The 24,454-nt window shown below is 70.8% G+C and carries 24 protein-coding genes and 1 pseudogene; 9 read left to right on the top strand and 16 right to left on the bottom strand.

Features of this window, described 5'->3' with window-relative positions; all coding sequences use genetic code 11:
• Positions 1–129 precede the first annotated feature (129 nt).
• Both RIN75_RS13170 and RIN75_RS13175 read right to left on the bottom strand, forming a co-directional pair.
• On the bottom strand, positions 130–1,962 hold the full coding sequence (locus tag RIN75_RS13170) for a S8 family peptidase (RefSeq protein ID WP_309112159.1): 1,833 nt from the start codon (positions 1,960–1,962) through the stop codon (positions 130–132).
• A gap of 441 nt (positions 1,963–2,403) precedes the next feature.
• The gene (locus RIN75_RS13175) at positions 2,404–2,703 is read right to left on the bottom strand and encodes a sigma factor (RefSeq protein WP_309112160.1); all 300 of its coding nucleotides are present in this window, start codon (positions 2,701–2,703) and stop codon (positions 2,404–2,406) included.
• A 71-nt stretch (positions 2,704–2,774) separates the two neighbouring features.
• Here RIN75_RS13175 and RIN75_RS13180 point away from each other — a divergent pair, with 71 nt between their 5' ends.
• Positions 2,775–3,395, top strand: a complete 621-nt coding sequence (locus RIN75_RS13180; protein ID WP_309112161.1) for an L-threonylcarbamoyladenylate synthase — start codon at positions 2,775–2,777, stop codon at positions 3,393–3,395.
• Positions 3,396–4,014: 619 nt separating this feature from the next.
• Here RIN75_RS13180 and RIN75_RS13185 read toward each other — a convergent pair.
• The 4 genes and pseudogenes from RIN75_RS13185 to RIN75_RS13200 all read right to left on the bottom strand — a co-directional run.
• A pseudogene (locus RIN75_RS13185) lies at positions 4,015–5,379 on the bottom strand (Gfo/Idh/MocA family protein); the annotation flags it as partial.
• 23 nt (positions 5,380–5,402) lie between these two features.
• A complete protein-coding gene (locus RIN75_RS13190; RefSeq protein ID WP_309112163.1) occupies positions 5,403–6,254 on the bottom strand; it encodes a carbohydrate ABC transporter permease in 852 nt (283 codons plus the stop codon).
• Positions 6,235–7,194 carry a sugar ABC transporter permease gene (locus RIN75_RS13195; RefSeq protein ID WP_309112164.1) on the bottom strand — a complete coding sequence of 320 codons (960 nt, stop codon included), beginning with the start codon at positions 7,192–7,194 and terminating at the stop codon, positions 6,235–6,237. The genes RIN75_RS13190 and RIN75_RS13195 overlap by 20 nt, the downstream gene beginning before the upstream one ends.
• Positions 7,194–8,450 (bottom strand): ABC transporter substrate-binding protein, encoded by a 1,257-nt coding sequence (locus RIN75_RS13200; protein ID WP_309112165.1) that lies wholly within the window; start codon positions 8,448–8,450, stop codon positions 7,194–7,196. The genes RIN75_RS13195 and RIN75_RS13200 overlap by 1 nt, the downstream gene beginning before the upstream one ends.
• 211 nt (positions 8,451–8,661) lie before the next feature.
• Between RIN75_RS13200 and RIN75_RS13205 the strand changes: the two genes are divergently transcribed.
• Complete coding sequence (locus tag RIN75_RS13205; RefSeq protein ID WP_309112166.1) at positions 8,662–9,537, top strand: SIS domain-containing protein; 876 nt, start codon at positions 8,662–8,664, stop codon at positions 9,535–9,537.
• Between the two features lie 87 nt (positions 9,538–9,624).
• Here RIN75_RS13205 and RIN75_RS13210 read toward each other — a convergent pair whose 3' ends face one another.
• From RIN75_RS13210 to RIN75_RS13220, 3 genes are all read right to left on the bottom strand, one after another.
• Entirely contained in the window at positions 9,625–10,239 is a 615-nt protein-coding gene (locus RIN75_RS13210) for a hypothetical protein (RefSeq protein WP_309112167.1), read from the bottom strand.
• A gap of 221 nt (positions 10,240–10,460) precedes the next feature.
• The gene (locus RIN75_RS13215; RefSeq protein ID WP_309112168.1) at positions 10,461–10,979 is read right to left on the bottom strand and encodes a hypothetical protein; all 519 of its coding nucleotides are present in this window, start codon (positions 10,977–10,979) and stop codon (positions 10,461–10,463) included.
• 195 nt (positions 10,980–11,174) lie between these two features.
• A complete protein-coding gene (locus RIN75_RS13220; protein WP_309112169.1) occupies positions 11,175–12,671 on the bottom strand; it encodes a cellulose binding domain-containing protein in 1,497 nt (498 codons plus the stop codon).
• Between the two features lie 142 nt (positions 12,672–12,813).
• On the opposite strand from RIN75_RS13220, the gene RIN75_RS13225 reads away from it, so the two are divergent.
• The 4 genes from RIN75_RS13225 to RIN75_RS13240 are packed head-to-tail and all read left to right on the top strand — an operon-like array spanning position 12,814 to position 17,616.
• A complete protein-coding gene (locus RIN75_RS13225; protein ID WP_309112170.1) occupies positions 12,814–15,267 on the top strand; it encodes an FtsX-like permease family protein in 2,454 nt (817 codons plus the stop codon).
• Entirely contained in the window at positions 15,260–15,925 is a 666-nt protein-coding gene (locus tag RIN75_RS13230) for an ATP-binding cassette domain-containing protein (RefSeq protein WP_309112171.1), read from the top strand. Before RIN75_RS13225 ends, RIN75_RS13230 begins: the two co-directional genes overlap by 8 nt.
• Entirely contained in the window at positions 15,922–16,563 is a 642-nt protein-coding gene (locus tag RIN75_RS13235) for an ATP-binding cassette domain-containing protein (protein ID WP_309112172.1), read from the top strand. Before RIN75_RS13230 ends, RIN75_RS13235 begins: the two co-directional genes overlap by 4 nt.
• Positions 16,564–16,569: 6 nt before the next feature.
• A complete protein-coding gene (locus RIN75_RS13240; RefSeq protein ID WP_309112173.1) occupies positions 16,570–17,616 on the top strand; it encodes a GDSL-type esterase/lipase family protein in 1,047 nt (348 codons plus the stop codon).
• A gap of 208 nt (positions 17,617–17,824) precedes the next feature.
• Here RIN75_RS13240 and RIN75_RS13245 read toward each other — a convergent pair whose 3' ends face one another.
• Positions 17,825–18,043 (bottom strand): hypothetical protein, encoded by a 219-nt coding sequence (locus tag RIN75_RS13245; RefSeq protein WP_309112174.1) that lies wholly within the window; start codon positions 18,041–18,043, stop codon positions 17,825–17,827.
• Between RIN75_RS13245 and RIN75_RS44080 the strand changes: the two genes are divergently transcribed.
• Entirely contained in the window at positions 18,042–18,341 is a 300-nt protein-coding gene (locus RIN75_RS44080; protein WP_375295950.1) for a hypothetical protein, read from the top strand. The genes RIN75_RS13245 and RIN75_RS44080 overlap by 2 nt on opposite strands.
• On the opposite strand, the gene RIN75_RS13250 is transcribed toward RIN75_RS44080, so the two are convergent.
• On the bottom strand, positions 18,256–18,612 hold the full coding sequence (locus RIN75_RS13250) for a hypothetical protein (protein ID WP_309112175.1): 357 nt from the start codon (positions 18,610–18,612) through the stop codon (positions 18,256–18,258). The two genes, RIN75_RS44080 and RIN75_RS13250, sit on opposite strands and share 86 nt — an antisense overlap.
• On the opposite strand from RIN75_RS13250, the gene RIN75_RS13255 reads away from it, so the two are divergent.
• Positions 18,592–18,858, top strand: a complete 267-nt coding sequence (locus RIN75_RS13255) for a hypothetical protein (protein WP_309112176.1) — start codon at positions 18,592–18,594, stop codon at positions 18,856–18,858. The two genes, RIN75_RS13250 and RIN75_RS13255, sit on opposite strands and share 21 nt — an antisense overlap.
• Here the strand turns inward: RIN75_RS13255 and RIN75_RS13260 are convergent.
• The 4 genes from RIN75_RS13260 to RIN75_RS13275 form a co-directional block, all read right to left on the bottom strand.
• Positions 18,853–19,410, bottom strand: coding sequence for a GNAT family N-acetyltransferase (locus RIN75_RS13260; protein WP_309112177.1), 558 nt, complete (start codon positions 19,408–19,410; stop codon positions 18,853–18,855). The genes RIN75_RS13255 and RIN75_RS13260 overlap by 6 nt on opposite strands.
• Before the next feature lie 65 nt (positions 19,411–19,475).
• Entirely contained in the window at positions 19,476–20,885 is a 1,410-nt protein-coding gene (locus tag RIN75_RS13265; RefSeq protein WP_309112178.1) for a dihydrolipoamide acetyltransferase family protein, read from the bottom strand.
• A complete protein-coding gene (locus RIN75_RS13270; protein ID WP_309112179.1) occupies positions 20,878–21,873 on the bottom strand; it encodes an alpha-ketoacid dehydrogenase subunit beta in 996 nt (331 codons plus the stop codon). The genes RIN75_RS13265 and RIN75_RS13270 overlap by 8 nt, the downstream gene beginning before the upstream one ends.
• Positions 21,870–22,931 (bottom strand): thiamine pyrophosphate-dependent dehydrogenase E1 component subunit alpha, encoded by a 1,062-nt coding sequence (locus RIN75_RS13275; protein WP_309112180.1) that lies wholly within the window; start codon positions 22,929–22,931, stop codon positions 21,870–21,872. The genes RIN75_RS13270 and RIN75_RS13275 overlap by 4 nt, the downstream gene beginning before the upstream one ends.
• A 119-nt stretch (positions 22,932–23,050) precedes the next feature.
• Here RIN75_RS13275 and RIN75_RS13280 point away from each other — a divergent pair, with 119 nt between their 5' ends.
• Positions 23,051–23,527: an Lrp/AsnC family transcriptional regulator gene (locus RIN75_RS13280; protein ID WP_309112181.1), complete on the top strand. Its 477-nt coding sequence runs from the start codon at positions 23,051–23,053 to the stop codon at positions 23,525–23,527.
• A 151-nt stretch (positions 23,528–23,678) separates the two neighbouring features.
• Here RIN75_RS13280 and RIN75_RS13285 read toward each other — a convergent pair whose 3' ends face one another.
• Positions 23,679–24,362, bottom strand: coding sequence for a CAP domain-containing protein (locus tag RIN75_RS13285; protein WP_309112182.1), 684 nt, complete (start codon positions 24,360–24,362; stop codon positions 23,679–23,681).
• Between the last annotated feature and the right edge of the window lie 92 nt (positions 24,363–24,454).

A 24,454-nucleotide genomic window follows, 5' to 3' on the forward strand; every position in this document is an offset into this window, starting at 1 on the left:
GGCGGACCGAAGGAACACACCATCATCGCTCCGGCGGTGAACACCACCTACACCGCCAATTACCGCAAACGCTTACCTACCAACAAGAATGGGGCCGCTCGCACCCGGCGAGCGGCCCATCTCACTGCGTTACAGGGTCAGGCTCCAGCTGTCGATGTTGCCCGTGTCGTACCGGGCGACGTCCTGGACCCGCAGGGACCACGTCCCGTTGCGCACTTCGGAGGACAGGTTGGTCGTGTACGTGGCGTCCACGTTGTCCGCGCTGTCGCTGCCGCTCGAGTTCTTCAGGCGGTAGGCGGTGCCGTCCGGGGCCACCAGGTCGATGACGAGGTCACCGCGCCAGGTGTGCTTGATGTGCACCTCCACCTTGGAGGTGGCCGAGGCGTTGCCGGCGCAGCCCGACACGGTGATCGTGCTGGTCACGGCCGCGCCCGCGTCCGGGATGGCGACGTCGTTGCCGTTGGTCAGGGTCGCGCAGCCCGCCGCGCCCACGGTCCAGGTGAACGTGGTGCTGCCGGAGCCGCCGGCGGACGCCGTGGCGGTCGCGGTCACCGTGTAGGTGCCGGCCGTGGTGGCGGTGCCGGTGATCTGGCCGGTCGACGAGCCGATGCTCAGGCCCGCCGGGAGGCCGGTGGCGGACCACGTGTACGGGGCGGTGCCGCCGGTCGCGGTCAACTGGAGGTTGGCGGTGCCGCCGACGGCCGTGGTCTGGTTGCCGGGGTTGGCGACCGAGACGCCCGTGGTGCCGCCGTTGACGCGCAGCAGGCGGTTCGGGGTGTTCGCGCCCGGGTTGGTGACCTTGTTCGGGGTCGCCTGGGCGAGGATCGCGCTGTGCACCTCGGCCGGGGTCTTGGTCGGGTTGTCCGCCAGGTACAGCGCGACCGCGCCGGCGACGTGCGGGGACGCCATCGACGTGCCGCTCATCGTGGCCGAGCCCGAGTTGTTCGAGTGCGACGCGGACACGATGTTGGAGCCGGGCGCGAAGATGTCGGTGCAGGTGCCGTAGCTGGAGAACGAGGACCGTGCGTCGGTGTTGGTGGTCGAGCCGACGTTGATGGTCTCGGTGACGCGCTGCGGCGAGTACTTGCAGGAGTCGTCGTTGAAGTTGCCCGCGGCGACGACGTAGGACACGCCCTTGGCGATCGAGGCGCGGACGGCGTCGTCGAGGACGCGGCTGGGCTCGTTCGCGGTGCCGGTGTAGAGGCTCATGTTGGCCACGGCCGGGAACACCGCGTTCGCGGTCACCCAGTCGACGCCCGCCGCCTCGGTGGACACCGAGCCGCCGCCCTGGCAGTTGAGCACGCGCACGGCCTTGAGGTTGACCTTCTTGGCCAGGCCGTAGGACGCGCCGCCGACGGTGCCCGCGACGTGCGTGCCGTGGCCCTGGCAGTCCTTGCCGTTCTGGCCGTCGTTGAACGCGTCGAAGCCGAACGTGGCGCGCCCGCCGAAGTCGCTGTGGTTGTAGTTGATGCCGGTGTCGATGATGTAGGCGGTGACGTTGGACGCCTCGGTGCCGTAGCTGTACTTCTGGTTCAGCGGCAGGTCCGCCTGGTCGACCCGGTCCAGGCCCCACGACGGCGGGTTGAGCTGGTCGGCGAGCACCTGGACGGTGCGGTCCTGCTCCACGTAGGACACGGCCGGGTCGGCGGCCAGGCGCTTGGCCTGCTTGGCCGACAGGGTGACCGAGAAGCCCTTCACGGCGGCGCGGTAGGTGAAGCCGACCTTGCCGCCGTAGCGGCCGGTGAGTTCGGCGACCTTGCCGCTGACGTCGGACTGGGCGAGCCCGTTGTCCTTGAGCACGACGATGTAGCTGTCCGCGACCGCGTTCGGCGCGCTCTCGGCGACGATCGGGCCTTCCGGCGCGGCGGTGGCCGCGCCGGGCAGGACGAACGCGGCGGCGACGGCGGTGGTGACCGCCAGCCCCAGGCCGAGTGTTCGTCCGGGCAGGGTTCGGTCTCGCATCACTGCTCCTCGATGCAGGGCGCCCGGGGAGCGGCCAGCCCTCGATGGCCCTTCGTGTCCCGGGCGGAATGAGGTGTCCTGGTCGGACGTCCCGAGTATTTGCGGCGGCCGGCGCGCCGGACAAGATACTTTCGTACGGTTCCGCCGCACCGGCCCCGGTCGTGAGGGCGGCCGCCCGCCGGCTTCGTCCGCCACCCACCGCTGCTTACCCGACCACCAACGCCGCCATCCACAGCCACGCCACCGCAGGCCGCCGATTGTCGGTCCCCCGTGGGAGAATGGAGACGGGGGCCGGAGGCCACGCCGGCCGCAACGCCGCCCAGCGCCCGCCGCCCACCGCCCGCCGCCCGCCGCAGCACCATCCGCCACAGCACCGCCCGCCGCATCAGCCGGCACGCCCACCCGGCCTGCCCGCCCGGCCTGCGGCGAAGACCTCGTCACTCATCGCCGCAGGATCGGCCCGCACGCCAAGCCCGCAACCGCCGCACCCCGACCGGGCGTACCGGCGCACCAGGTTGGTCGCCACCCCGTACAGCCACACGCGCGCACCCGCCCGCGCCGGTCGAACGTGTGACGCTGCTCCCACAGCACCAGGAACGCCTCGGCCACCAGGTCCTCGGCCACCGAAGAACCCACCCGCCGGGACAGGTACGCGTGCAGCGGCCGAGCGCACGCGTCGTGCAGTTCGGCCAGGTCATCGGGTGTGTCCAAGCGCTCGGTCACCGGACTCCCGAACCGCACGCACCCTTCTTTGCCCGCAACCCTGCCGGGCGTCCCGCGCGCGTCGAACCGCCGCCGACTAGGCTCCGCGCATGGCGAGGTACTTCGACGTGCACCCGGTCAACCCCCAGCGCAGGTCCATCGACCAGGCCGTGGAGCTGATCCGGTCCGACGGCCTGATCGCCTACCCCACGGACTCCTGCTACGCCCTGGGCTGCCAGTTGGGCAACAAGGAGGGCCTGGACCGCATCCGCCAGATCCGCCACCTCGACGACCGGCACCACTTCACCCTGATGTGCCGCGACTTCGCCCAACTGGGACAGTTCGTGCACGTCGACAACACCGTCTTCCGCGCGATCAAGGCCGCGACCCCCGGCAGCTACACGTTCATCCTCCCGGCCACCCGCGAGGTCCCCCGCCGCCTGCTGCACCCGAAGAAGAAGACCGTCGGCGCGCGCATCCCGGACCACCCGGTCGCCCAAGCCCTCCTGGAACAACTCGGCGAGCCGATGCTGTCCTCCACCCTCCTCCTGCCCGACCAGGACGAGCCGCTGGTGCACGGCTGGGAGATCAAGGACCACCTGGACAACGCGGTCGACGCGGTCCTGGACTCCGGCGACTGCGGCACCGAACCCACGACCGTCGTGGACTTCTCCAGCGGCGAGCCGGAGATCGTGCGGCGGGGCGCGGGTGACCCGAGCCGGTTCGAGTGACAGGTGACGGGTGACGCACCGGCCCGGGTCTGCGCCGCTGCTACGGGGCCAGGCCGAGACCGAAGAAGTGCATCCCGGAGTTGGCGGGCAACGTGACCGCGTCCACCGTCTTCGCCGGGTCGGTCGTGACCGAGTGGGCGAAGATCGTGTACCGGTAGGCGGTGTCGCCGTACCCGCTCTGCCGGTTGCGCCCGACGACCGTCGCCACCGCCGTGGCACCGCCCGCCGCCGGCTGCGTCCAGTTGGGGAACGCGATGGTGCCGCGCGCGGTCGTGCCATCGGTGTAGCGGACCACCAACTCACCGCTGGGCAGCGTCCCGATGCCGGAACCCAGCACCACCACCCTGCTTCCCTTGCCGGACAAGCGGATCACCTGTCCGGTCCCGGTGGCGTTGTTCTTCACGCCCACGCCGGTGGGCCACGTGATCGACGCTCCCAACGCCGTGACGGTGGCACCGGGCGCGAGGCCGGCGGCGGTCAGCTTGTCGGCGGAGAAGCTGTTGCCGTCGCCGTCGAAGTTGCCCGGGGTGGTGTTGTTCTCGTAGGTGGTGCCGACGTTGTCGAACGCCGCCGCCAGGTTGGGCAGCGGGGTCGAGCCGCCACCGCCGGGCATGTCGGTTTCGGGCGAGTCCAGGCCGGGGCGCGGGCGTGACCAGTCGCCGCGGGTGAAGTCCGGCACCGGCACCGCCGCGCCGCCGGCGTCCAGGGACAGCACGCTCAACGGGATCGGCGCGCACCACGCGGCCGAGTCGTAGACGTCGATGTCGGGCACCAGACCGGACCGCATGAGCTGCACCGTGCGCCACTGCATGATGCCGTCCATGCCGCCGTGCCCGCCGACCCCGTTGGGGAACTTCCGCCACAGCCAGTGCTTGTACTGCTCGCGGAACGTCCCGAAGTCGCGCCACGCGTGGTTTGTGTGGTCGGGCTCGAAGTAGACGCGCGCGCCTGAGGTGGTGCCCGCGTAGTCCTCGAAGATGCCGCGCGTGCCCGCGATGCTGTTGACGCGGCTGTACGGGCGGGGCGTGCTGACGTCGTGGGCGGTGCGGATGTCGTAGCCCTTGGACGTCTTGATGTGGCACGTGACCAGGTCGCCGTTGACGTAGGTCTCGTTCCACGACGGGTGCGTGCGCGGCACGAACCGCTCTCGGTAGTCCGCCAAGCCGCGCGCCGGGGTGGCGCTCGCGCTGACCGTGGTGAACCGGTCGCCGCGGTTGATGTCCATCGCGGCGGCGACCGGGGCCAGGCCGTGCATGTGGTAGAAGCTGGCCTTGCTGCGGGTGTGCCACAGCCTGCGCCACGAGTCGGTGTAGTAGGTGTCGCTGAACAGCTGTGCCCGCAGGTCGTGCAGGTAGCCGCCGTGGCCGTTGGTGACCTCACCGAACACGCCTGAGTGGGACATCCGCAGCACGGCGAGTTCGTTGTTGCCGTAGCAGCAGTTCTCGGCGAGCATCAGGTGCTTGCGGGTGCGTTCGGACGTGTCGACCAGGCTCCACAGCTCGGACAGCTCGGTCGCGATGGGCAGTTCCACCGACGCGTGCTTGCCGGCGAGCATCGCGTCTCGGCCCTGCGCGTAGTGGAACTCCCAGGGCGTCGCGATGTAGACGAGGTCGACGTCCGTGCGCGCGAGCAACTGCTTGTAGGAGTCGACCGAACCGCCGATAACAGCGGGCCGGGGGTACCCCTGGGCGACCAGCCGGTCGGCGGTGCTCTGCGCCCGGCTGGTGCGGATGTCGCACACCGCCGTGACCACCGCGCCGGGCACCGAAGCCCAGCCGGAAGCCATCGCGCCGCCCCGGTTCCCGAGGCCGATCAGTCCGATTCGGACGGTGTTGTGCGCGGGGAAGGGGACGTCGATCATGGTGGTTTGACCGGGCGGACGGGGCGGGTCGTCCGCGGCCGTGGCTGCCGGGGCGCCACCCAGCGCGACCACACCGGTCGCCATGACGCCGCCGAACAGGGACCGCCGCGTGATGTCGGTCATGAAGGCTCCTTGTGTCGCAGGGGTTATTTGACGGCGCCGAGCGTCATCCCTTCGACGATGCGCCGTCCGAGCCAGACGTAGAGCGCGAGCATGGGCAGGACGAGGATGCAGACCCCGGCGAACAGGGCGCCGTAGTCGGCTCCGGAGTACTGTTGTGTCTGCATGAAACCCAGCAGTGCCAACGGAAGCGTTTGGAGTTCGGTGTCCTGGACGAAGACCAGGGCGATGAACGTCTCGTTCCACAGGCCGATCGCGTTGAGGATCAACGCCGTGATCAGGCCGCCGCGGGCCAGCGGCAGCGAGATCTGGAGGAACGTCCGCAACGGCCCAGCGCCGTCGATGGCCGCCGCCTCCTCGACTTCCTCGGGCAGGGAGCCGAAGAACGCGGTGAGCAGGAAGACGGTGAAGGGCAGGGAGAGCGCGACGTAGAGGATGAACAGGCCGGTCAGGGAGTTGACCAGGCCGATGTTCTCCAGCATCACGAACAGCGGGATCACGATGACCTGCACCGGGATGCCGATGCCCAGCGCGAAGAACAACGCCATCGCCCCGGAGACCCGGGTCCCCGAGCGGGCCAGGGCGTAGGCGGCGGGCGCGGAGATCGCCACCAGCACCACCGCCGACCCGGTCACCAGCAGCACCGTGTTCAGCGCGGCGGCCCCGAAACCGCTGTCGGACCAGGCTTTCGCGAAGTTGCCGAACTCGCCGAAACTCGACAGCGACCAGGGTTCGGCGAAGATCGCGGTGTGGTCGCGCAGCGCGGCCAGGCCCATCCACGCCAGCACGCCGACGTTGAAGACCGCCAGCAGCCACACCAGGCCGACGCCACCCCGGTGGAGCAGCCCGTGACCGTGCCTAGAACTGGATTTGCGCACGGCGCATCACCCTCCGCAGCAGCACGACCAGGACACCGACCACGAGCAGCATCACCACCGCCGAGGCGGAGGCGTACCCGAACTGGTACTGCGGGTTGCGCCCACCGAAGGTGCTGCCGTAGATGAACAACGCGCTGTTCCACACGTCGACCGTGGGCATGTCGTTGGTGGTGCCGCCGAACGCGTAGATGAACTCGAAGATCTTCAGCGACGAGATCGTCCAGATGACCGCGGCGGTGGCGACCACGTCCCAGGTCAGGGGCAGCGTGATGTGCCGGAACCGTTGCCACGCGGTCGCTCCGGCCAGTGCCGAGTCCTCGTAGAGGTCGGCCGGGATGCGGTCGACGCCGGCCATGATGATCGTGGTGAAGAACCCGGTGTTGACCCAGATCAAGCCGATGCAGATGACGGTGAACAGGTTGTCGCCCAACCAGTTCGGGGTGTTCCCGGTGACCCCGGTCCAGAGGGTGGTGAGCAGGCCTTCCGGGGAGCGGAACAGGAAGCCCCACAGCACCGACAGCACCACCGGGGAGACGATGTAGGGGAAGAACAGCACCGCCCGCACGAACTTCCGCCCGCGCATCTCCCGCAGCACCATGGTCAACGCGAACGACACCGCGAACGTCGCCACTCCCACCACGACAAGGATCAGCATGGTGTTGGCGAACGAGTCCAGGAACGTCGAGTCGTCCAGCAGGATCTCGTAGTTCTGCACACCGCGGGGTTCCAGCGCGCCGACGCCGTCCCACCTGTGGAAGCTGATCCACACCGACGCCAGCACCGGACCCACGAAGAACACCAGGTACAGCGCGAGGGCGGGCGCGATGAACGGCCAGAACAGCGCTCGGCGGCGACGGGCCAGCGGCGTGAGCGGTGCGGCGGACGCCTGCGCCCGCCGCACCCGACGCCCGGCGACCGCGGTCGCGGACGCAACCGCCATCAGCCGTTCTTCTTCCAGTAGTTCGCCTGCTTCTCCGCCAGTTGGGACAGGAAGCCGTCGATGTCGGTCTTGCCCTTGATGAGCTGGTCGTTGACCGGGTAGAAGGCCTCCTCGGCGTAGCCGGGGATCTCGTCGATGCCGTCGATCGGGCGCGACACCGGCAGGCTCTCCAGCGCGGTGCCCAGGCCCTTCAGGTCGTCGGGCACGGGCAGGGCCGGGTTCGGGGTGAGGTTCTTGGCCGTGGTCGAGATCTTCGACAGGTGGGTGTCCTTGAGGAAGTAGGCGATGAACTTCTCCGCCGCCGCGGCCTTCTTGGCGGGCTTGGGGATCGCGAACCCGAGGTTGGACACCGGCACGGTGGTCTTCGCGCCCGGCAACGGGGCGAAGGTGAACTGGAAGCCCTGCGCGGCCTTCGGCCCGGTCTCGGACGGCGCCCACGAGCCCATCAGCAGGAAGTCCGCCTGGCGCTGCGCCCACTTCTCCTGCACCGCGGGCCACTTGGAGCCGTCGTAGCCGTCGATGAAGTACTTCTTGTCCACCAGGTCCTTGACCTTGGCCAGGGTGGCGCGGACCTCGGGGGCGTCCCACGCCTTGCCGGTCTTGTCCTTGGCCAGCTCGTCGACTTTGCCCGCGCCCAGCGCGCCGACGGTCCAGTAGGCGTTGTAGTACGGGATGTCGGCGTCCAGCGCGATCGGCGCGCGGCCCTCGCCCTTGGCCTTGGCGAACAGCCCGGCCAGCTCGTCCCACGACTTCGGGGCCGTGCCGGGCAGCTTCGAGCCGTCGAACCACAGGCCGTTGCCGATGATCTCGTAGGGGACCAGGAAGAACTTGCCGTCCTTCTTCAGCGTGCCGGTGTACTTGTCGGCGATGACGTCGGAGACCTTCTTGCCCGACCCGGGCACCTCGGCCCCGTAGACCGCGGTCAGGTCGCGGAACTGGTCGGAGGCGACCAGGTTCGCCCGCACGCCCGCTTCCTCCTGGTCCACCAGGTCCGGCACGTCACCGCCGCGCAGCGCGGGCACGACCTTCTTCAGCACGTCCCGGCCCTGCCATTGCACGGTGACGTCGATGCCGGTCTCCTTCTCGAAGTCGGCGACCGCCTGCGCCAGGACCTGCGCCTGCGGCTCGTTCTCCTTCCACATCGACCAGTAGGTGAACGACTTGCCGTCGTCGCTTGCGGCGTTCCCGCCGCTACAGGCGGTCAGGGCGAGCGCGGCGGCCGTGAGGGCGGCGGCGCGGGGTGGAGCAGCGGTCACGGGGCACTCCCTGAGGGGCTGTGTGGTGCACTGCACACCGCAGGCGCTGGTGAGCAATTGTGCACATACTTCCCCTCGAACGCGCACCGGTCAACAGCAAGTCGTCACCGTTTGAGCACGGTTCTAGCCAGAACAGGCTGTTGGAGATGCAAAATCATGCAGTATGTTCGTGGCTTGAGTGCAGAAATGCGCACTGTCTGGAGGAGAGCCCGTGAGCACCCACGTCGCTGTCGAGATCGCCACCCAGCCGGACTGCTGGCACCGGGCGTCCACCCTGGCCAAGGAGGTCGCGCCGGTCCTGCCCCGCCCCGGTGAGCGGGTGGCCGTGGTCGGCTGCGGCACCTCGTGGTTCATGGCGCAGTCCTACGCGTGGCTGCGCGAGGCCACCGGCCAGGGCTTCACCGACGCCTTCGCCGCCTCCGAGTTCCCCGGCGCGCGGGACTACGACCGCATCGTCGCGATCACCCGGTCGGGCACCACCTCGGAGGTGCTGGACCTGCTGGAGTCGGTCACCGTGCCCACGCTGGCCCTGACCGCCGACGGCACCACGCCGGTCGTCGACGCGGCTGACGACGTTGTCGTGCTCGACTTCGCCGACGAGGTGTCGGTCGTGCAGACCCGCTTCGCGACGAGCGCTTTGGCGTTGCTGCGGACGTCCCTGGGCGAGGACCTGACGCCCGCGATCGCCGACGCGTCGGCCGCGGTGGGGTTGGCGCTGCGCCCGGAGTGGACGTCGGCCACGCAGATCACGTTCCTGGGGCGGGGCTGGACGGTGGGGTTGGCGCACGAGGCGGCGCTGAAGATGCGTGAGGCGGCGGGGGCGTGGACCGAGTCGTACCCGGCGATGGACTACCGGCACGGGCCGATCAGCGTGACGGCGCCGGGGCGGCTGGCGTGGATGTTCGGCAGTGCGCCGGAGGGGTTGGCCGGGGATGTGGAGGCGACCGGGGGGACGTTCGTGACGAGCGGGCTGGACCCGATGGCGGGCTTGGTGGTGGCGCAGCGCTTGGCGGTGCACATCGCGGAGGCCGCGGGCCTCAACCCGGACCAGCCCCGCCACCTGACCCGCTCGGTGATCCTGTCGTAGGTGGTCTGAGCTGCGGGCATCTTCGTCAGGGTCGGCGGCCGCCCCACCAAGGCCGGCCTTCGGCCCCCTCCGCACAGCGGCGAAGGCTCAAGTCGGCCAGGCGCGGCGGTGTTCCACGTGGAGTTCGCGGGCGTTGCCCAAAGTTCCGTCGTTCGAGTGCAGCCTGGCGCACGCGTGATCCGGCCCATCAGGGGATGACGGCCCCTTCAGCGCCAGCTCGCGGAACAAGTGAGCGGTCTCGCGGAACAGGGGCGGGCTGCCGACCAGGAACACCGTCTCCGCATGCACGTGTTCGTCGAACCGATCGCGGTTCTCGCGGTAGTGGCGGCGGGCATATGAGATATCGGATGCCGGCGGGCGGAGGCGGACGGTGTGCGGCAGGCCCTGGCCCAGGCGGGCGCGTAGGGACTTCCACCGCGACGGCGGGAAGCCCAGCGAGTGGTGGAGCAGGACCAGGTCCAGCGGACGGCCCTCGACAGGAGAGGGGTTGGTGCGCATGGGCAGGTGGATCAGGGAGTGGCGGGAGTGCGCGGCCAGCTGCCACAGGGTCGCCAAGACCTGAGCCGCCTCGGTGTTGACGTAGCCGCTCAGCCAACGGTCGTGGTCCAGCAGGACCGCGCGCGTCGGCGGGTGCGCCGGGCGGACCACCCGGTACTCGTCACCGCCCAAGCGGGCGCGGTGGATCAGGACGCGCAGTCGCACCGCGGGAAAGTACCCGAGGGGAACCGCCGGGGTCGGCCTGGTTTCCCGGTGGCCGACGCCGGCGTGGGCGGCTGGAGGAGTCCCGGGGCGCGCCGCGCCGCCGACGGCGCACCCCGCCCTCTTAAGCCGGCCATGTCACGCACCCCGCTGCAGTCACGCCCCAAACGCTAGGCCGTTCAGGCGAAATCGGCTACGTGACGTCCCGCTTCCGGGTGACCGGGTCACAGCGTGCCCGGATCCACCACGTGCCAGGTCAGGGCGCTGTTGTCCCCCGTCGACCACCACACGAAAGTGACCCGCGCGAGCACCGTGCCGAAGCCCGTCGCCAGGTCCGCCGTCCGGTCGGTCCGCGTGTCGTACAGCGCCAGGACACCCCGGCCGTCGTCGACGACCACCGCGAACCGGTCCAACAGCACGACGTCCCCGATCGCCGAACGCACCTCCCGCCCGCCGACCCGCCGCCGCGACGACCCGTCGGGCCGCACCAGGTCCAGCCGCGCCGTCCCGCTCTGCCGCAACACCTGCACCCGGCACCACTCGGCCGTGCAGTCCACCAGCTCGACACCCTCCCCGCGCACGGTCCGCACCTCGCCGGTCCGCAGGTCCGCCAGCCGCGACGACCCCGCCGCCTCGACCTCCGCCGCCGTCGCCCACGGCCACGCGGTCAGCGAGTACCGACCCGCACTCGCAGCCCGGGAGCACCAGTCCCGTGGCGGCGGCCGCACCTTCTTGGCAACCACGCTTCACCGGTTGCCAAGAAGGGCGAAGGGTGGTTGCCTCCGGCAGGCCGTACGGGGGACGAACGACGCCCTTCCACCCCCCCGGGGGCCTGCCGCGCGGCGAGCGCCGCTTTTGATCTTTGGATTTTGAGAGCGCGAAGCGCGTTCATCTTGATAGCGCTGCGCGCACCCAAAGGCACGCGCAGCGCGGGTAGGTCAACGGGGCAAGTACGCGCGGTGGGACTTGGAGAACTCGAAGTTGTTGTGGCGGTCCCAGTTGACCGACCACGTCATCAAGCCGCGCAGGTTGGGGTAGGTCGCCTTGGGCTTGTACGTCCCGCAGTTCGTCCCCTTCATCAGGCAGTCCAGGGCCTTGTGGGTCTCGGCGACCGACGTGAAGCCGTTGCCCGCGTTGACGCTGGCCGGTAGCCCGATCGCCACCTGCTCCTGGCGCAGGCCGGTGAAGAACTTCGTGGCGTCGCCGCGCACCGGGAAGCCGGCCAGGACCATGTCGGCCATCGACACGTGGAAGTCGTGGCCGCCCATGAAGTGGTACCGGTTGTCCAGGCCCATGATCGGGCCCGAGTTGTAGTGCTGGACGTGCAACAGGGTCAGGTCGTCGCGCATGGCGTGGATGACCGGGAGGTACGCCCCGGCGCGCGGGTCGGCGCCGCTACCGCCGCCGTAGTGCTGGTAGCCGACCTGGACGAAGAAGGTCTCGGGGGCCATGGTCAGGACGAACTTGGCTCCGTAGCGGGACTTCAGGGTCTTCAACGCGGAGATCAGGTTGACGATCACCGGGGTCGTGGGGTTGCGGAAGTCGGTGTCGCCGGCGTTGAGGGACAAGGAGTGGCCCTCGAAGTCGACGTCGAGGCCGTCCAGGCCGTACTTGTCGATGATGGCACTGGCGCTGCGCACGAACGCGTCCCGGGCGGCGGTGGTGGTGAGTTGGACCTGGCCGTTCGCGCCGCCGATGGAGATCAGGACCTTGCGGCCCTGGGCCTGCTTCTCGCGGATGGCGGCGATGAACTCCGCCTCGGACTCGACGTTCGGGCACTCCGCCACGGGGCACTGCTGGAACCTCAGGTCACCGGACGTCGCGGAGGTGGGCTCGGCGAAGGACAGGTTGATGATGTCCCAGTCCGGGGAGACGTCCTTCATGCGGATGTACCCGGACCCGTTGGCGAAGCTGGCGTGCAGGTACCCGACCAACACACGCCGCGGCAGCCCAGTCTGGGGCGGAGTGGTGGTCGTCGTGGTGGTTGTACCAGTCGTTGTCGTAGTAGTTGTGGTCGTGGTGGTCGTGGTGGTCGGGGACCCCGTGCAGGGATTGCCGTTCAGCCTGCAATTGGCCGGTGCAGCCGTGCCGGAGGCGTTGAAGCCGAAGGTCACGGTCGCACCGGGCGCGACGGTGCCGTTGTACTCGCGGTTGGTGAAGGTGTAGTGGCCGGACGCATTGGTCTGGAGGGCGTCCCAGTACGCGCCGACCGCCGTCCCCGCCGGCAGGTCGAACTCGACCTTCCAGCTCGTGATCGCCGCGCTGGTCTCGTTCTTGATCGCGAACTGGCCGGTGTAGCCGCTCTCCCACGCCGACGTCTTGGTGAAGGTCGCCGTCACCGACGCGGCGTACGCCGGGGCGAAGCTCACCGCGACGGCGCCCACGACCAGGGCGCACACCGCCGCCACCCGGGCGAACAGGACTCCGCGGGACATCTCATCAACTCCTCGAGCGGGCGGCCTGAGGTGCTGAAATTGGACTAGACCATGCGGATCACTGTCAACACCCGGCCGGCCACCGCGCGCAACCATGCGAATTCCGCCCCACCGGGACCCTTCGGCAAGTTACTTTCACAACGTGCAGGTACCGTGGAGAGCCGCCCCGCGCGCCGCGTTGTCGAGTCCGCTGACGCTGCTGGTCAGCGTGATCACCGCGCTCCTCCTGAGCTTCGTCGTGGCCGCCGCCGTGATGCACTACTCGGCCTCGGGCAGCGCCGCCCTGGACTACCAGCAGAACCGGCTGTGCACCGAGTCGCTGCACCCGTCGCTGGAGACCACCCTCCCCGCCCACCAGGTCACGCCGCTGCTCGACGACGTCCGGGCCAACGCCAACGGCCGCTCCGTGCTGCCCGCGACCTACACCCGTGAGGCGCGCACCGACTTCGGCGGCAAGCAGACCTACGCCAAGTTCGGCTACCGCCCCGGCGCCACCGACCACCTGAAAGTCCTCGAAGGCGGCTCCAAGGACGGCCTGTGGGTGCCGCAGAGCATCGCCCGCACCACCGACCTGCAACTGGGCAAGCGGGGCATGGGTGGCGCGCTGCCGCCGGTCACCGCGATCTACGCCGACGTCCGCGACCCGCTGGAGCCCTACTGGTGCTCCGAGCGCACGTTCGTCATCCCGAACATCCTCAGCCGCAACGACCTGCTGACCTCCGTGGTGTGGATGCCCAGCGCGGAGTCGTTCGCGGCGCTGCCCCCGGAGTTGACCCGGCAGGTCGACGTGACGGTCCGCTTCCCCGCCGAGGTCCCCCGGACGGTGGACGAGGCCGAGCAGCTCATGGCGACCGGCACCGCACTGGTCGAGCCCTACGGCCGGCAGGGCATCCGGGTGGTGTCGCCGCTGGTGCTGCCGATCGAGAACGCCCGGGAGACGGCGGGCAACGTCCGGTCGGCGATCCTCCCCCTCACCCTGATCAGCCTGCTCATCGGCCTGGCCGGGGTCGCGACGGTGACCGCGCAGTGGGCGCAGCGCCGGCACGCCGAACTCCGCCTCCTGTGGGTGCGCGGGTCCGGTCCGGTGGCGCTGGGTGGGCGTGCGGTGCTGGAGTTGGGGTTGCCGCTGGTCGTGGGCGGGGCGCTGGGCCTGGGCGTCGGGTGGCTGCTCCTCCCGGTCTACGCGCCCTCGACCGCCTTGCCGGACGGGACGGTGCCGCGCGCGGTCCTCGCCGTGGTCACCGTGATCGTGCTCAGCCTGCTGGTGACGTGGGCGGCAGCGGCGTTCCGGGCGCATCGGGCGTTCCAGGCGGCGACGTCGGGCAGCGGGGTGCGGCGGGTGCTGACCGCGCTGCCGTGGGAGCTGGCGACCGGCGCGCTGGCGGTGTGGGCGTGGAACCGGGTGCAGCACAGCGGTCTGGCCACGCCGCTCAAGATCGGCGGCCTGCCCCGGATCGACGCGGCGGCACTGGCGTTCCCGCTGCTGGTGGTGCTGACGACGGCGCTGGTGGCGGCCCGGGTGGCGCGGTGGGCGCTGCGGGCCTCGCACCGGGCGTCGCTGTGGTCCAAGCCGGCGGCGCAACTCGCGATCCGCCGGTTGGCCGCCGCGGCGGGGCCGGTGACCGGGGTGCTGCTGGTGGGTGTGCTGGCGATCGGCACGATCGCGGTCGGCACGAGCATCGCCGGGTCGCAGAAGACCGCGCTGGACGTGAAGTCCGGCATGTACACCGGGGCGGAGAGCTACGCGCAGGTCTCGCCGGACGTCCAGTTGCCCGAGGCGTTGAAGGGCAACTCCACGATCGTGGGCCTGAGCGTGCTCGACGACCGGTCCGCGCTGGTGGTGGACCCGGAGACGTTCACCCGCGGCGCGTACCCCAGCGACATCGACCCAGCGCTGCTGATCCAGCCGCTGCGGGTCGGCGACGCCCCGCGCCGGGAGGTCACCCTGCCCGGCCTGCCGCCGATCAACCCGACCGCGCACGTGAAGTCGTTCCCCAGGCTCGGCACGTCCGGGTGGGTGGTGCCGCGGTCGGCGATCGAGGACCCCGGTGACGTCGGTTCCTGGTACGTGTGGTCGTCGCTGCCGCTGGGCGAGCTGACCACGGCGTTGGCGGACAACGGGATCAAGTACCGCAACGTCGGTGAGAAGTCGAAGGCGATCGTCGGGCTGGCGTTCCTGACCATCCAGTGGACGTTCGGGTTCGTCACGGCCATCGGCGCGGTGCTGGCGGTGGTGGCGGCCATCGCGCTGCTGCTGGCGATCGAGGTGCGGCGGCGGCAGAACGCGGTGTCGGGGGCGTTCAGCACGCGGATGGGGCTGCGGCCCTCGGCGCTGCTGTCCAGCCACCTGCTGGAGCTGGGCGCGCTGGCCCTGGTCGCGGTGGCGGTCGGGTTGACCGCGAGCGGGGTGAGCAGCGGGTTCGCCGTGCCCAGGCTGGACCCGGCGCCGCGGATGACGCCCGCGCCGGAGGTGCCGGACGTGGGGCCGCTGCTGGTGTCCACGGTCGCCGGGAGCGTGCTGGTGGTGCTGGTGGCGGCGTGGATCGCGGTGCGCGCGGTCCGGTCGGCGAGGATCGGGGAGCTGATTCGTGGCTGAGACGGTGTTGCGGCTGCGCGAGGTGGGCGTGGCGTACCGGACGCCCGCCGGGTCGGTGACGGCCGTGTCGGAGGTGTCCCTGGCGGTGCCCGCGGCCGGCATCACCGTGCTGGCCGGGCCGTCCGGGTCGGGCAAGTCGACGCTGCTGCGGGTGCTCAGCCTGGTCGAGCGGCCCACGCGGGGCGCGGTCGAGCTGCGCGGGCGCGGCACCACGGGGCTGTCCGCGCGGGCGCGGCGGGCGTTGCGGCGCACCGAGATCGCCCTGGTGTTCCAGAACCCCTCGGACAACCTGATCGGGCACCTGACCGTCGGCGACAACCTGCGCGCCGCAGCCCAGGCCGCGGGCCGCCCGGCCGCCGTGGACGAGGTGCTGGACCGGCTCGGGCTGCCCGGCACGGCCGGGTGGAAGGTCTCCGCGCTGTCCGGCGGCCAGCAGCAGCGGCTGGCGTTCGGGTGCGCCCTGGCCCGGGGCGCGTCGGTGGTGCTGGCCGACGAGCCGACCTCGCAGCTCGACGCGGCCTCGGCGGACCTCGTCCTGGACACCCTGCGCGACCTGGCCGACGGCGGCGTGCCGGTGGTCGTGGCCTCCCACGACCCTCGGCTGATCTCGTTGGCGCACACCCGGTTCGACCTGCGGAACGGAGCGTTGGCGGCATGAGCGCGCTGCGGGCGGTCGGGGTCAAGCGGTCCTTCGCGCACGCGGGCGGGCCGGTGCACGTGCTGCGCGGGGTGGACCTGGAGGTGGCGGCCGGCGAGTTGGTCACCCTTTCGGGGCCGTCCGGGTCGGGCAAGAGCGCGTTGCTGACCGTGCTGGCCGGGTTCGACAAGGCCGACGAGGGCACCGTGGAGCTGTGCGGGCAGGTGCTGACCGACCCGCCGACCTGGTCGGTGTGCGCGCTGCTCCCCCAGGCCCTGGGCCTGGCCGGTGAGTTGACGCTGGCCGAGAACGTGGCGCTGCCGGTGCGGCTGGGGTCGGGCGGGGACGTCTCGCGGGTCGCGGAACTGCTCGACGAGCTGGGCATCGGCGAGCTGGGCGACCGCTACCCGGGCGAGGTGTCGTTCGGGCAGCAGCAGCGGGCGGCGCTGGCGCGGGCCGTCATCGCCTCGCCGCGCGTGCTGCTGGCCGACGAACCCACCGCGCACCTGGACGACGCCAGCGCACCGGTCGCCGTGCGGGTCCTGCGGCGCGCCGCCGACGCCGGGTCGGCCGTGCTGATCGCGACCCACCACGACGAGGTGCACCGCGCGGCCGACCGCACGGTGGTCCTCGCGGGTGGACGGGTGTCCGTAGGATAGGTCGCGATGGTCCGCCGACTCGCCACTGCGCTCTTGGTGCTGCCGCTGGTGGCCCTGCTGGTGCTGGTCTCCGACACGGCGCAACCGCCGCTGGTCGGGCCGGGCCCCGACGCGCCGACCGCCGCCGTCGCGATGGGCGACAGCACGATGTCCGGCGAGGGCGCGGGCACCTACGAGCCCGGCACCGACGGCGAGAACGGCAACTGGTGCCACCGGTCGCTCAAGGCGTCCATCCATAGGGTGAAACTGCCCGTGCCCGTGGACAAGGTGTTCAACCTGGCGTGCTCGGGCGCGAACGCCGAACAGGTCGGGCTGACCGACCAGGTCCGCAACACCGAGGGGTCCCAGGCGCGGCAGCTCGGCAAGATCGCCCGCGAGTACCGGGTGACCACCGTGGTGGTGGCGGTGGGCGCGAACGACGACCCCCGGTTCGCCGACGTGCTCAACACGTGCCTGCAGGCGTGGTTCCAGCGGCGCACGGACTGCTCCAAGGCGCTGACCGAGGACTGGCGCGGGCGCGTGGAGCGCATGGTGCCCAAGGTGCAGAAGGCGCTGCTGGACATCCGCCGCGTCCTGCGCGAGGCCGGCTACACGCCCCGCTCCTACGCCCTGGTCCTCCAGTCCTACGCCGCTCCGGTGACCCCGGACCTGCCGTTCGACCTGCAGAACCTGGCCGGGTGTCCACTTCGGACCGGTGACCTGCGGTGGGTCCGCGACACCGCGGTCGGCGAGCTGTCCTCGGCTTTGCGGCGGGCGGCGTCGGCGGCGGGGGCGCGGTTCCTGGACCTGTCGAAGGCCGGGTTGAAGCACGAGGCGTGCTCCGGCGGGAAGAACCCGGACACCGAGTGGTTCACCCGGCTGACCGTGGACTTCGAGGGCCTGCGCGACGAGGCCCGGGCGCGGCACGCGCTCCAGGAGTCCTTCCACCCCAACGCCCGCGGGCACGAGCAGTTCGCGCGGTGCCTGGGCGAGTTCCTGGGGACCTCGGCCCGGTCGGCGTCGTGCGTGGTCAACGGCGAGGGGACGCTGTCGCCCGTGCCGGACCAGGATTGATCGTGTTGGACGCTCGGTGCGTTTTGGGATCGGAAATGTAGTGAGCGTCCGGGGTGGCCCTCGTGGTCGCCCAGGTGGAGCAGGGTTTCGTAGCGGCCCGGGCCTAGGGTGTGGCGTCCGGTGGTGAGGGTTTCTCGGAGGTCGAGGTCGTCGGCGGGGACGCGGTACATCTCCTGGGCGACCACGTCCGCGAACTGGCGTTCGGTGATCAGGTACGCGCGGGCGGCCGTGGTGCGCGGGAGGTCGGGGTCGTAGAAAGCCTGCCGCCGCCCCAAATGGGTGACTCGGTGGCGAAGTAGACGCCGCCGGGGACCGTGAGGGGTCTTGCGGTGGTGGGTGGGGTCGGGTCGCGGCACAGGGCGAGGTAGCGGGTGAACCGGTCGAGGTGCATGTTCGAGCCGTAGCTGACGTACCAGACCAGTGCCATGGGAGGATCTTCACCCGTGGCCGGGAACCTCAGCCACGCGGACGCGGTGAAGATCCTCGGGGCCAAGGAGAGCAAGCTCGTCTCGGCACTGGACCGGGTCCTGGGTGGCGCGCTGCTCGGTGGCGTGGCGCTGGGTGTGAGCGAGTTGCTGGGGTGGTTCGACGCGAAGGTCCCGCCCCCGCCGGGCTGCACATCCCCACGCTGGCCGACGCCTACATCGACCCCTGCTTCCAGGTCACGGCCGTCCGGGACCCGCAGCCGTCCGTGGCGGCGCGGCTGCCGGCCAGTGACTTCCTGACCGTGCGCGTCGAACTCCGCAGCACGCCGACCGAGGCCGATTTGCTGGACCAGATCGAGCACGGGCTGCGGGCCGCCTTGCAGGAGAACCTGAGCTGGGCGGAGCTGAGTCGGGCGGCCGGGGACGCGCTGCCGGTAGTGCTGTTGGACGGGCTGGACGAACTGTTGCAGGCGACCGGGGTCAGCCAGTCGCGGTACCTGCTGAAGATCGCGCAGTTCCAACAGGGCGCGGTGGGCCGGACCGCGAGCTGGTGGAACTCATCGGCGAGCACTGGGACAGGGTGGGCGTCCCGAACCTCGCGGCGGTGGCTGTGGTGGACGCGTGGTTGCGGTTGCACGAGAGCGGGTTCGTGTTTCGCGAGTCGAGGAACTGCCCGGACGTGGCGGGGCTGCTCGCCGAGGTCGATGTGGAGACCGTCGCGGCGCTCCGGCCGGACCTCGGCAAGCGGATCGGTCACGCCATGCGGGGCTGGGCGCGGACGACGTGTGGCCGCACGACAGCGATCAGGCGTTCATGACCTCGCGGCCCGCCACTCGTCCTCCAGGATCGCGTAGATGAACTCCTCGCCCCATTCGCCCTTGAAGATCTCGTTGTGGCGGAAGTGGGCTTCGCGGCGCATCCCGAGGCGTTCCATGACCCGCCACGACTTGTCGTTGTGGGCGTCGCAGGAGGCGACGATGCGGTGCAGGCCGAGGTTGACGAAACCCAGTTCCAGCATGGCTTTCGACGCTTCGGTGGCGAAGCCGCGGCCGTGGTGGTCGGGGTGGAAGGTGTAGCCGATCTCGCCTTGGCGGTGGGTCTCGCTGAGGTACTTGAGGACCGACTCGCCGATGACCAGCCCGTCGTGGACGACCGCGAGGGCGAGGTGTTCGCCTTCCTTTTCCGGCCAGGTGACGGACATCTTGAGCTTGAGGTTGTCGGTGGTCTCCTCGGGGGTGCGGGCTTCGCCGTAGAGGAAGCGCACCACGTCCGGTCGGGACTGGTAGGCGTGCAGGGCGGCGTGGTCGTCGGGGGTGAAGGGGCGCAGGGTGAGGCGCTCGGTGCGGATCGGGTAGTCGGGCGTGGTCACGTGGGTCAATCTATGGGGAACCCGGTCCTGGGGCGGACCGGGTTTCCCTCGATTTCGCTGTTCGCTTAAAGGTCGGCCAGTGCGGTGATCGGGTTCTCGACGCAGTCCGCGACGAACCGGAGGAAGCCGCCCGCCGTGCCGCCGTCGCACACGCGGTGGTCGAAGGCGAGGGTGAGCTGGGCGACCTTGCGGACGGCGAGTTGGCCGTCGACGGCCCAGGGTCGGTCGATGATGCGGCCGATGCCGAGGATCGCGGCTTCCGGGTGGTTGATGATCGCGGCCGAGCCGTCGACGCCGAAGACGCCGTAGTTGTTGACCGTGAAGGTGCCGCCGGTGAGGGCGGTCGGGGGGATGCGGCCTTCGCGGGCTTGGGTGGCGAGTTCGGTGATGCGGTGGGCGAGGGTGGACGTGGTGAGGGTGTGTGCGTCCTTGACGACGGGGACGACGAGGCCGCGGTCGGTTTGAGCGGCGAAGCCGAGGTGGATCTCGTCGAGGACGGCGACTTCGTCGTGCTCGACGCGGGAGTTGAGTTCGGGGAACTTGCGGAGGCCGAGGACGGTGAAGCGGGCCAGGAGGGCGAGGAGGGAGACGCCGGGGAGGGCGGCTCGGGCGTCGAGGAGGCCGGTGGCGTCGACGTCGACCCAGACGGTGGCTTCGGGGATTTCGCGGCGGGAGGTGGCGAGCTTCTCGGCAACCGCTCCACGCAGGCCGCGCAACGGGATCCGCCGAGCCACCGTGGCGGTGCTGGTCGCTGCCGGCGCTGCTGCCGAGCCTGCTGTAGCCGAGCCTGCTGTAGCCGAGCCTGCTGTGGCCGCCGACGCCGAGCCTGCCGCTGCCGGGGTTGCCGCTGCGGCGAGTTCGCGTTCGACGTCGACTCGGCGGATCACGCCGCCCGGACCGGTGCCTCGGATGGCGTTGAGAGACAGGCCGTGCTCGCGGGCCAACTGCCGGACGATCGGCGAGATGACAGCGGGCGCCAGGCCGGTCGAAGCAGGCTCGGCCGGCGCGGTCGGCGTTGTCGGAGCGGCCGGCGTTGTTGGCGTGGCCGGCGTTGTCGGAGCGGTTGTCGCGGTTGGAGCGGCGCGAGTTGGCGTGGGGCCGGCCTCCGGCCCCCGGTCACCATTGTCTCGCGGGGGTACGACAGTTTCAGGCGTGGCGGGTGTGGAGCGGCGGCGGGGGCGGCGGCGGGTGGGTTCTGAGGTGCCGTAGCCGATCAGGACGTTTCCGCTGTACTCCGACGAGACCTCGCCTACCGACAGGAGGACCGAGCCCACCGCCAGTTTTTCGCCCTCCTCGCCGTGGCGCGCCGTGATGACACCGGCGTAGGGGCAGGGGACCTCGACCACGGCCTTGGCGGTTTCGACCTCGACTACCGGCTGGTCGATGGTGACCGCGTCACCCACCTCGACCAGCCACGTCACGATCTCGCCCTCGGTCAGGCCCTCGCCCAGGTCCGGCAGGCGGAAGTCAGGCACCGCGCACCTCCACGACCTCGTCGTCCCACTGGAGCCTCGCGATCGCGTCCAGGATGCGGTCCACGTTCGGCAGGTGGTGTTCCTCCAGCTTCGGCGGCGGGTACGGGATGTCCCAGCCGGTCACGCGCAGGACCGGAGCGTGCAGGTGGTGGAAGCAGCGTTCGGTCACGCGGGCCGCCACCTCGGCGCCGTAGCCGCCGAAGCCCGAAGCCTCGTGGACCACGACCGCACGTCCCGTGCGGCGGACCGACGCGCACACCGTCTCGTCGTCGAAGGGAGCCAGGGAGCGCAGGTCCACCACCTCGACGTCCCAGCCCTCCTCCGTCGCCGCCTCGGCCGTTTCCAGTGCCGTGGCGACCATGGGGCCGTAGGCGATGAGGGTGACGTCCTTGCCTGGGCGGCGGATCAGGGCTCGGTTCATGGGGATCGGGTCTGACGTGACCTCGCCCTTGGACCAGTAGCGGCGCTTCGGCTCCATGAAGATCACGGGATCGGGTGAAGCGATGGCGTCGCGGAGGAGGCGGTAGGCGTCGTCGGGAGTGCCGGGGGTGACGACGGTCAGGCCGGGGGTGTGGGTGTAGTAGGCCTCGGAGGAGTCGCAGTGGTGCTCTACGCCGCCGATGCCGCCGCCGTAAGGGACGCGGATGACGACGGGCAGCGACACGCGGCCCCGGGTCCGGTTGCGGAGTTTGGCCAGGTGGCTGGTGATCTGTTCGAACGCCGGGTACGCGAAGGCGTCGAACTGCATCTCCACCACGGGGCGCAGGCCGTTCATGGCCATGCCGATCGCGGTGCCGACGATGCCCGACTCGGCCAGCGGGGTGTCGAAGACCCGGGTCGAACCGAAGCGGGCCTCCAGGCCGTCGGTCACCCGGAACACGCCGCCCAGCGCGCCGACGTCCTCGCCGAACACGAGCACGGTCGGGTCCTCGGCCAGCGCGTCGGCCAGCGCCCGGTTGAGCGCACCGGCCATCGAGACGGCGGTCATGCCAGTTCCTCCGCCAGGATCGCGGCCTGCTCGCGCAGGTGTCGGGTGGGGGTCGCGTAGACGTGCTCGAACAACGACATCGGGTCGTGCTCGTGGTCGGTGTTCAGCGCGGCGCGGACGCCGGCGGCGAACTCCTCGGCCTCGGCGGCGACGGCGGCGCGGCGCTCGGGGGTCAGCAGGCCGCGCGCGGTCAGGTACGCCTCGACGCGGTCCACCGGGTCGCGGTCCAGCCACGCGGCGACCTCGTCGGAGGTGCGGTAGCGGGTGGCGTCGTCGGCGTTGGTGTGGGCCTCGATGCGGTAGGTGATGGCCTCGATCAGGGTCGGGCCACCGGCTTCGACGGCTTCCTTGACCACGGCGTACACGGCCGCGGCGTCGTTGCCGTCGACCAGCACGGACGGCACGCCGTAGCCGATGCCCTTGTGCGCCAACGACGGGGCGGCGTTCTGCTTGGACATGGGCACGCTGATCGCGTAGCCGTTGTTCTGCACCAGGAACACGACGGGAGCCTTCCAGACCCCGGCGAAGTTCAGCGCCTCGTGGGTGTCGCCCTCGCTGGTGGCGCCGTCGCCGACGAGGACGAGCGCGGCGGTGTCCTCGCCCTTGAGGCGGGCGGCGTGCGCGAAGCCGACGGCGTGGAGGGTGTTGGTGGCCAGCGGGGTGCACTGCGGGCCCACGCGGTGCTCGTACGGGTCGTAGCCCAGGTGCCAGCCGCCCTGGAGCAGGGTCAGGGTCTCGGCGGGGTCCACTCCCCTGGTCACCAGGGCGACGCAGTCGCGGTAGGTGGGGAACAGCCAGTCCTGCTCGCGCAGCGCCAGCACCGACCCGACCTCGCACGCCTCCTGCCCGCGCGACGACGGGTAGACGGCGAGGCGGCCCTGCTTGGTCAGCGCGGTGGCCTGGGTGTCGAAGCGGCGGCCGACGACCATGCGGCGGTGCAGTTCGAGCAGGACGTCGTCGTCGGGCATCGCCAGCGGCGAGTCCTCGACCGGCGAGCCGTCCTTGCGCAGCAGCGACAGCGGTTCCGCTGTGGGCAGCAGTTCCCTCGTGGGGACCATGGGCTCCTCCGACCCTCATGTGACGAGTGGGGGCATGGTCCGCGTCACACCGGCCAAAGTTCCAGCTTTGGGCCGCACATCTGGACGAACGGTCGCGCAGCCGGGTTACAGTGCGCCACATGACGCCCAGGCCTGGACATTCGGCACCGCTCGACGCCACCGACCGCCGCATCGTGGAGGCGCTGCGGGCGGACGGCCGGCTGTCGATGCGGGCGCTGGCGGAGAAGCTGCACATCTCGCGGGCGAGCGCGTACTCGCGGGTGGAGCGGCTGCACCGGGACGGGGTGATCACCGGGTACACGGCGGTGGTGGACCCGGAGCGGTACGGGTTCGGGATCTCGGCGTACGTGTACCTGAAGATCAGCCAGCACTCGTGGAAGGCGGTGCGGCAGCGGGTGCTGGAGATCCCCGAGGTGTGGCACGGGGCGCTGGTGTCCGGGGACTACGACCTGGTGTTGCTGGTCCGGGCGCCGGACGCGCACAGCCTGCGGGACCTGGTGCTGTCGCGGTTGCAGACCATGCCGGACGTGACGTCGAGCCACACGGTGCTCATCCTCGACGAGCTGCCGACCGACGGCCACCAGCCCAAGCTCTAGAAGGGCCAGGTGGCGGCGCGGCCGGCTTCCAGGAGGCTGATCGCGTGGAACGAGTGGTCGCTGAGCCCGCCGAACGTGTGGCGGTGACGGGTGCCCGAAGTGCCGCGCGAGCGTGCCGCGCGCTCGGGGAGGTCACAACTGGTTTCCCCAGCTACCAACCAAAATTTTGCGTCCAGTACGTGCCATATGAACCGCCGCGGGCCATGCCGACGCCGAGGGTCTTCAGCTTGCAGTTGAGGATGTTGGCGCGGTGGCCCGGGGACTCCATCCAGCCCTTCACGACGGCTTCGGGCGTGCGCTGGCCGGCGGCGATGTTCTCCGCGCCCGGCGCCGGGTAGCCGGTGGCCTTGATGCGGTCGGCGAAGGTGCGGCCGTCCTTGGAGGTGTGGCTGAAGTAGTTCTGGGCGGCCATGTCCGCGCTGTGGCTTCGGGCGGCCTTGTCGAGGCGTTCGTCGACGCCCAGGGCGGGGCAGCCGTTGGCGGCGCGTTCGGCGTTGGTCAGGTTGAACACCTTGGCCTCGGCCGGTTCCACCTCGGTCTTGGTGGGCGAGGCCGGGGGTGTGGGCTGCTGCGGCGGGACCTCGGTGGTGGTCGCGGGCGGCTCGGGTGGGGTGGTGGTGGTGGTGGTTTCGGTGGTCGTCGTCGTGGTGGTGGGGGTGGTGGACGACGACGAGGGTGAGGGTGACGTGGCCGGGGTGCCGGTCTGGGACGTCGTGCGGACCGTCGTGGTGGCCGTGGCGGTCACCATGCCGATCTCCTCGGGGTCGTCGCAACCCGCCAGCGCCAAGCCGGCCAGCGCCACGACAACGGGCAGTGCACGTTTCGAGCGGAACACGCGGAAAACCTCATCTGCATTCGACGGCTTTTCGGGTGCGGCGACCGCACGAGCGCCTTTTCGCAGGGTAGGCACTGCGGTCGCCGCACCGA

This window comes from Saccharothrix sp. (assembly GCF_031180885.1).
Classification (GTDB): domain Bacteria; phylum Actinomycetota; class Actinomycetes; order Mycobacteriales; family Pseudonocardiaceae; genus Actinosynnema.

What these genes read in the sequence shown, in the direction of transcription:
- RIN75_RS13170 (WP_309112159.1), bottom strand. Translation starts at nt 1,962, where the DNA reads ATGCGAGACCGAACCCTGCCCGGACGAACACTCGGCCTGGGGCTGGCG.
- RIN75_RS13180 (WP_309112161.1), top strand. Translation starts at nt 2,775, where the DNA reads ATGGCGAGGTACTTCGACGTGCACCCGGTCAACCCCCAGCGCAGGTCC.
- RIN75_RS13195 (WP_309112164.1), bottom strand. Translation starts at nt 7,194, where the DNA reads ATGGCGGTTGCGTCCGCGACCGCGGTCGCCGGGCGTCGGGTGCGGCGG.
- RIN75_RS13220 (WP_309112169.1), bottom strand. Translation starts at nt 12,671, where the DNA reads ATGTCCCGCGGAGTCCTGTTCGCCCGGGTGGCGGCGGTGTGCGCCCTG.
- RIN75_RS13235 (WP_309112172.1), top strand. Translation starts at nt 15,922, where the DNA reads ATGAGCGCGCTGCGGGCGGTCGGGGTCAAGCGGTCCTTCGCGCACGCG.
- RIN75_RS13240 (WP_309112173.1), top strand. Translation starts at nt 16,570, where the DNA reads ATGGTCCGCCGACTCGCCACTGCGCTCTTGGTGCTGCCGCTGGTGGCC.
- RIN75_RS44080 (WP_375295950.1), top strand. Translation starts at nt 18,042, where the DNA reads ATGGGAGGATCTTCACCCGTGGCCGGGAACCTCAGCCACGCGGACGCG.
- RIN75_RS13245 (WP_309112174.1), bottom strand. Translation starts at nt 18,043, where the DNA reads ATGGCACTGGTCTGGTACGTCAGCTACGGCTCGAACATGCACCTCGAC.
- RIN75_RS13270 (WP_309112179.1), bottom strand. Translation starts at nt 21,873, where the DNA reads ATGACCGCCGTCTCGATGGCCGGTGCGCTCAACCGGGCGCTGGCCGAC.
- RIN75_RS13275 (WP_309112180.1), bottom strand. Translation starts at nt 22,931, where the DNA reads ATGGTCCCCACGAGGGAACTGCTGCCCACAGCGGAACCGCTGTCGCTG.
- RIN75_RS13280 (WP_309112181.1), top strand. Translation starts at nt 23,051, where the DNA reads ATGACGCCCAGGCCTGGACATTCGGCACCGCTCGACGCCACCGACCGC.